Genomic DNA, 5252 nt, shown 5'->3' on the forward strand with positions numbered 1-5252 from the left:
GAGCCACACCATGGAACCCCCCCCTTGACCTCGAAACTCTCCGGGGAAACGCTAGGAGCACGACGACGGGCTGATCGAGCGTCACATGACGGTGGATCGTCGCAGGACTCCGGCCATCGCGCGCAGCTCGGCGCGTGAGACGACGCCGAGCTTGGGGAAGATCCGGTACAGGTGCGAGCTGACCGTCCGGTGCGACAGGTAGAGCCGCTCGCCGATCTCGCGGTTGGTCAGGCCGTCGGCGGCCAACCGGACGATCTGCAGCTCGTGCGGGGTCAGCTGGTCGCGCACGTCCGGAGCCCGGCCGCGGCTGGTCCCACCGGCCGCCCGCAGCTCCCGGCGGGCCTTTTCCCCCCAGGGAATGGCACCGAGTGCGTCGAACATGTCGCGGGCGGTGCGCAGGTGCTCCCGGGACTCGACGCTGCGGCGGCGGCGCCGCAGCCACTCGCCGAAGGCCAGGTGCGTACGGGCCCGGACCAGCGGCAGCGCGCTGAGGTCGGCGCTCAGCGCGGCCTCGAAGAGCGGCTCGGCGTCGCCGTCGGCCGCGACCAGCGCCCGGGCCAGGCGCAGGTCGGCGTGCAGGGCCGGGGCCGGCGTCAGTTCGGCCACCGCCTCCAGCTCCGCCACCACCGGCAGCACCGCCTCCGTGCGTCCGCAGTGCGTCGCGGCGTCGACCAGGTCGCCGAGCGTGGTCAGCCGCAGCGCGACCTGGAACGCCGGATCCGCCGGATCGTGCAGTCGCCGGAAGTGGCCGTACGCCTCCCCGAACCGGCCCTGGCCCAGGGCGGCCAGACCGCGCGCCATGGCCGCGGTCGCCAGCACCGGGCGCGCGCCGACGGGCAGGCCGATCTCCTCGGCCGTCTCGGCGAGCAGCAGGGCGTCGTCCTCCTCGCCGCGCAGTGCCGCGAGCTTGGCGGCGGTGGCCGTCATCAGGGCGTACATCATGGTCTGGCTGGTCTCGCGCGCCAGCCGCCGGGACTCCTCGGTCGCCGCGATCGCGGCGCCGAGGTCGCCGACGACCAGGGCGCTCCAGGCGTCCGCGCCGACCGTGCGGGCCAGCAGCCCCAGGCGCCCCTGGGCGCGCAGCCCCGCGCCGCCGGCCTCGGAGAAGGCCCGGGCCAGGCCGAAGCCGCCGGCGAGCAGGGCCGCCGTGCTCAGCATCCGGTAGGCGCGCCCGTCGTCGCCCTCGGGCAGGACGACGTCCCGGGCCCGGGCCAGGACGTACCCGCCGCGTTCGACCGGCGCGACGTAGGCGCAGATGGCCAGCCGCCACGGATCGAGTTCGTCCGCCACCATGTGCTCCACGGCCGCCAGGATCTCGCGGCGGGCCTCGGGGCCCGGGTCGGACCAGAAGCAGAGCTGGGCCGCGCTCCACAGGATCCGCAGCGCGAGCCCCGGATCCTCGGTGGCGATCTCCTCCGCCAGGGCGGTGAGCGAGAGGGCGCCGGAGGAGTGGCTGTGCAGCCCTTCGTCGTGTCCGCCGCGCAGCCACACCACCCTGGCGTGCTGCTGCCGGGACAACGGCCCGGTCAGGGCCCGCTCCAGCAGTCTGGTCACGCTCTCCGGCCGGCCGAGTTCGGCGGCGAAATCGGCTGCCAGCAGCAGGCGTTCGGCACGCTGGCCGGCGTCCTCGCTGAGCGCGGCGGCCTGTTCCAGTGCGGTGACGGCCGCGGCGATGCCGCCGCGCCGGGCCGCCCGTCGCGCCGCGTCGTGCAGGGCGGCGGCGATGGATTCGTCGGGGGTCCCGGTCGCGGCGGCGCGGTGCCGAACCTGCCGGTCCGGTTGGCCGTCGAGTACCGAGGCGAGCGCGGCGTGCGCGGCGTGCCGGACATCGGCCGGCATCGCCTGCTGGATCGCCGACCGCATCAGCGGATGGCCGAAGTGGAGCTCGGGCGCGACGACTTCGACCAGGCGGGCTCGGACGGCCGGCTCCAGGTCCGCCGCCCCGACGGGCGAGCCCGTGAACACCCGGGTCGCGCTGTAGAGCTCCGGAAGTGAGGAGGCGTCATCGAGGGCGGCGATCCGGAGCAGGCCGCGGGTGACCTCCGGCAGCGTCCTGAGCCGATCGGTGAAGGCGCTCTCCAGCCGCTCGGTCAGCGGGATCTCGGTGAGCGGGATCTCGGCGAGCTGCGGATCGACGGAGGCGCCCACCGCGCGCGACAGTTCGGTCAGCGCCAGCGGATTGCCGGCCGCGGCGGCCAGCAGCCGCCGGTGGGCGGTGGGCCGCAGGTGCGGGGCCCGGTCCGCGAGCAGTGCCGTCGCCTCGTCGTCGGACAGCGGTTCGAGCGGCAGGACGGTCATCTCGTCGGGGTTCAGGCGCGACCGGTAGCCGTCGCGCGCGGCTCCCACCATGACCACCGGCTCGGTGCCGACCCGGCGCGCCATGAACGCCAGGATGCTGACGGTGGCGTCGTCGAGCCACTGCACGTCGTCGGCGAGCACGAGCACCGGGGCGATCGCCGCGGCGTCGGCGATCAGGTTGAGGGTCGCCAGGCCCACCAGGAAGACGTCCGGGATGTAGGCCTCGGCGTGCCCCTGGGCGGCCTCCAAGGCCTGTCGGTGCGGCGCCGTGAGCTCCCGCGTCCCGGCGGCCAGTGGGCGCAGGAGCATCTGCAGGCCGGCGTAGGGGATGTCGCTCTCGGCCTCGACGCCGCTGGTGCGCAGCACCCGGTACCCCGAGGCTTCGGCGAGGGCGGCGGCTTCGGCGAGCAGGGCCGTCTTCCCGATTCCGGCCGGGCCGCGGACCAGCACGGCGCTTCCCCGGCTCCGCGAATCGGACAGAAGTCGGGCCAGGAGGTCCACCTGCTTCTGCCGGCCGACGAGCTCCACGTTCCCCCATCCAGTCGGGTCACTGGGGCGGGCGCGCCCGAAGGGTTATCGTACTGCGCCGCGCTGATGCTCCGGGATGCTGCCGCACCGCCGGAGTTCAGTCCTCCCCGCCTCGTGGCCCCTGGAAGTCCTGGACGCCGCTTGTCAGTTCACCGCCGCCCACCACGTGCCCCGAACCGATGACCGCCGGGCTAGCCGGGGTCAGGCTCCGTCGGTGTCGGCGGCGTAGACGGCGTCCGCGAAGCCGTCGAGCGCCTTCGCGCACTCGGCGAGCGCCCGGGCGGTGGCCTCGCGCCCGGATGCGCCGAGGCGGTCGCGAGCGACGACCTTGTCGAACCAGCCGCGCAGCTTGGCCAGGTCCTCGTCGTTCTCCTCCAGCTCGCCGTACGTGAAGTGCTCCTCGGCCGTCTCCCGCTCGATCTCGGCGAGGAAGTCGTGGCAGCGGGCGACGATCTCGGTGTACTCCTCGTCCCGGGCCGTGTTGTAGGCCGTCACCAGGTCCGCCCCGCCGGCCAGGGCGTCGGCGCGCAGCAGCTGGGCGGTGCCGCCCAGCTGGCCGATCTCGGCGCGCAGCGCGCGCAGGGCGCGTTCGGCCGTCGAGTCTTCGGGCAGGGCCGCCACCGAGTTCTGGACGTAGATCGCGCCGAGGGCCTTCAGGCGACGCCAGACGGTGGCGCGCAGTCGGCTGGGTTCGCTGGGGACGCGGTAGGCCAGGAGGAGCCAGGTCACGGTTTCACTCACCCGGCCAGTCTCTCCTGCCGTGCGGCTCCACCGGCGCGAGGGGCGTGCCGGAGGGCGCCCTCCTGCGATGGGGCGCAACAGCGTTGCTCGGAAAAAATAACGGCTGTTACATTCATCGGCGAACGGTGAGAGCCGGCCTGCTCCGCGGGGGAGCGCCGTGCGCCGGTCAGGAACTGGTGAATCATGCGGCTGATCAGCGATAACGCGCTCGGCGGCGGCAGCGGCGGGCCCCTAGTCGTGGAGGTCGTCGCGTGAACGCCGCCACCAGCAACCCGGCACCCGGCCGGGCCGGTGCCCCGAGGATGCGGCCGTGGCGCTTCGTGATGGCGTTCGGCACGGTCAGCCTGCTGATGGACTTCGTCTACGAGGGCGCCCGCTCGGTCACCGGGCCGCTGCTGGCCTCGCTGGGTGCCTCGGCCCTGGTGGTCGGTGTCGTCACCGGCGTCGGCGAGGCGGCCGCCCTCGTCCTGCGCCTGGGCTCCGGACCGCTGGCCGACCGGACCCGCCGCTTCTGGGCCTGGACGATCGCCGGGTACGCGCTCACCGCGGTCACCGTCCCGTTCCTCGGCCTGGCGGGCACCCTGGGGGTGGCGAGTGCGCTGGTGATCGCCGAACGCGTCGGCAAGGCGGTGCGCTCGCCGGCGAAGGACACCCTGCTCTCCCACGCGACCGCCGCCACCGGGCGCGGCCGGGGATTCGCCGTGCACGAGGCGATGGACCAGATCGGCGCGCTGATCGGCCCGCTCACCGTCGCCGGCGTCCTCGCGGCCACCGGCGGCGACTACGCCCCGGCCCTCGGCGTGCTGGCCGCGCCCGGAGTCCTCGCCCTGGCCCTGCTGGTCTGGCTGCGCCTTCGCGTCCCGGACCCGGCCGCGTACGAGGCTCCCGACACACCCGAACCCTCCGCCGCCCCCGAGGCCCGGGCCGTCGTTGCGGGCTCCCGGCCGCTGCCGCGCGCCTTCTGGCTGTACGCCGGGTTCAGCGCCGCCACCCTGGCCGGTTTCGCCACGTTCGGCGTGCTCTCCTACCACGTGGTCGAGCGCCAACTGCTGTCCGCCGCCGCCGTGCCGGTGCTGTACGCGGCTGCCATGGCCGCCGACGCGGTCGCCGCCCTGGCCACCGGCTGGGCCTATGACCGGTACGGCGCCCGGACCCTCGCGGTGCTGCCGTTGCTGGCCGCGGCCGTCCCCGTGCTGGCCTTCACCGACACCCTCGCCGCGGTCGTGGCCGGCGCGCTGCTGTGGGGCGCCGCGATGGGCGTCCAGGAGTCCACCCTGCGGGCCACCGTCGCCGACCTCGTCCCGCCCGGGCGCCGGGCCACCGCCTACGGCCTTTTCGCCGCCGTGGTCGGAGCCGCGACCCTGGTCGGCGGCGTACTCGCCGGAGCCCTCTACGCGTACTCCGTCCCCGTGCTGATCACCGTCACCATCGCGATCCAGGCCGCGGCCCTCCTCCTGCTCGCGCTCACGCGCCCGCGCCGCGGCTGAACCGGCGAAGGGGCCCGCCGAAGGGGGCCCCTTCGCGTTGTTCAGGGTGCGGCTCGAGGTGACCCGCAGCGAGAAGTCCGGCGGCTGGTCGCTGCCGCCGATCACCGGGTGCGTTGACGGGTCGTCCGCCGCCCACCCGTTCGCCTGCGGATTCACTTCGATCGGCCGACCCGCCGAGGACGGTGTGACCACCCGGCG

At 74.8% G+C, this 5252-nt stretch carries 3 protein-coding genes; 1 reads left to right on the plus strand and 2 read right to left on the minus strand.

Features of this window, described 5'->3' with window-relative positions:
- Positions 1–81: 81 nt before the first annotated feature.
- A complete protein-coding gene (locus tag J0670_RS40380) occupies positions 82–2826 on the minus strand; it encodes a LuxR family transcriptional regulator (protein WP_207814712.1) in 2745 nt (914 codons plus the stop codon).
- A 201-nt stretch (positions 2827–3027) separates the two neighbouring features.
- Positions 3028–3567, minus strand: a complete 540-nt coding sequence (locus J0670_RS29290; RefSeq protein WP_207814713.1) for a Chromate resistance protein ChrB — start codon at positions 3565–3567, stop codon at positions 3028–3030.
- A gap of 251 nt (positions 3568–3818) precedes the next feature.
- Here J0670_RS29290 and J0670_RS29295 point away from each other — a divergent pair, with 251 nt between their 5' ends.
- On the plus strand, positions 3819–5054 hold the full coding sequence (locus tag J0670_RS29295; protein WP_307806748.1) for an MFS transporter: 1236 nt from the start codon (positions 3819–3821) through the stop codon (positions 5052–5054).
- The last annotated feature ends 198 nt before the right edge of the window (positions 5055–5252 follow it).

Source organism: Streptomyces sp. FH025, from assembly GCF_017427025.1.
In the GTDB taxonomy this organism is placed as follows: domain Bacteria; phylum Actinomycetota; class Actinomycetes; order Streptomycetales; family Streptomycetaceae; genus Kitasatospora.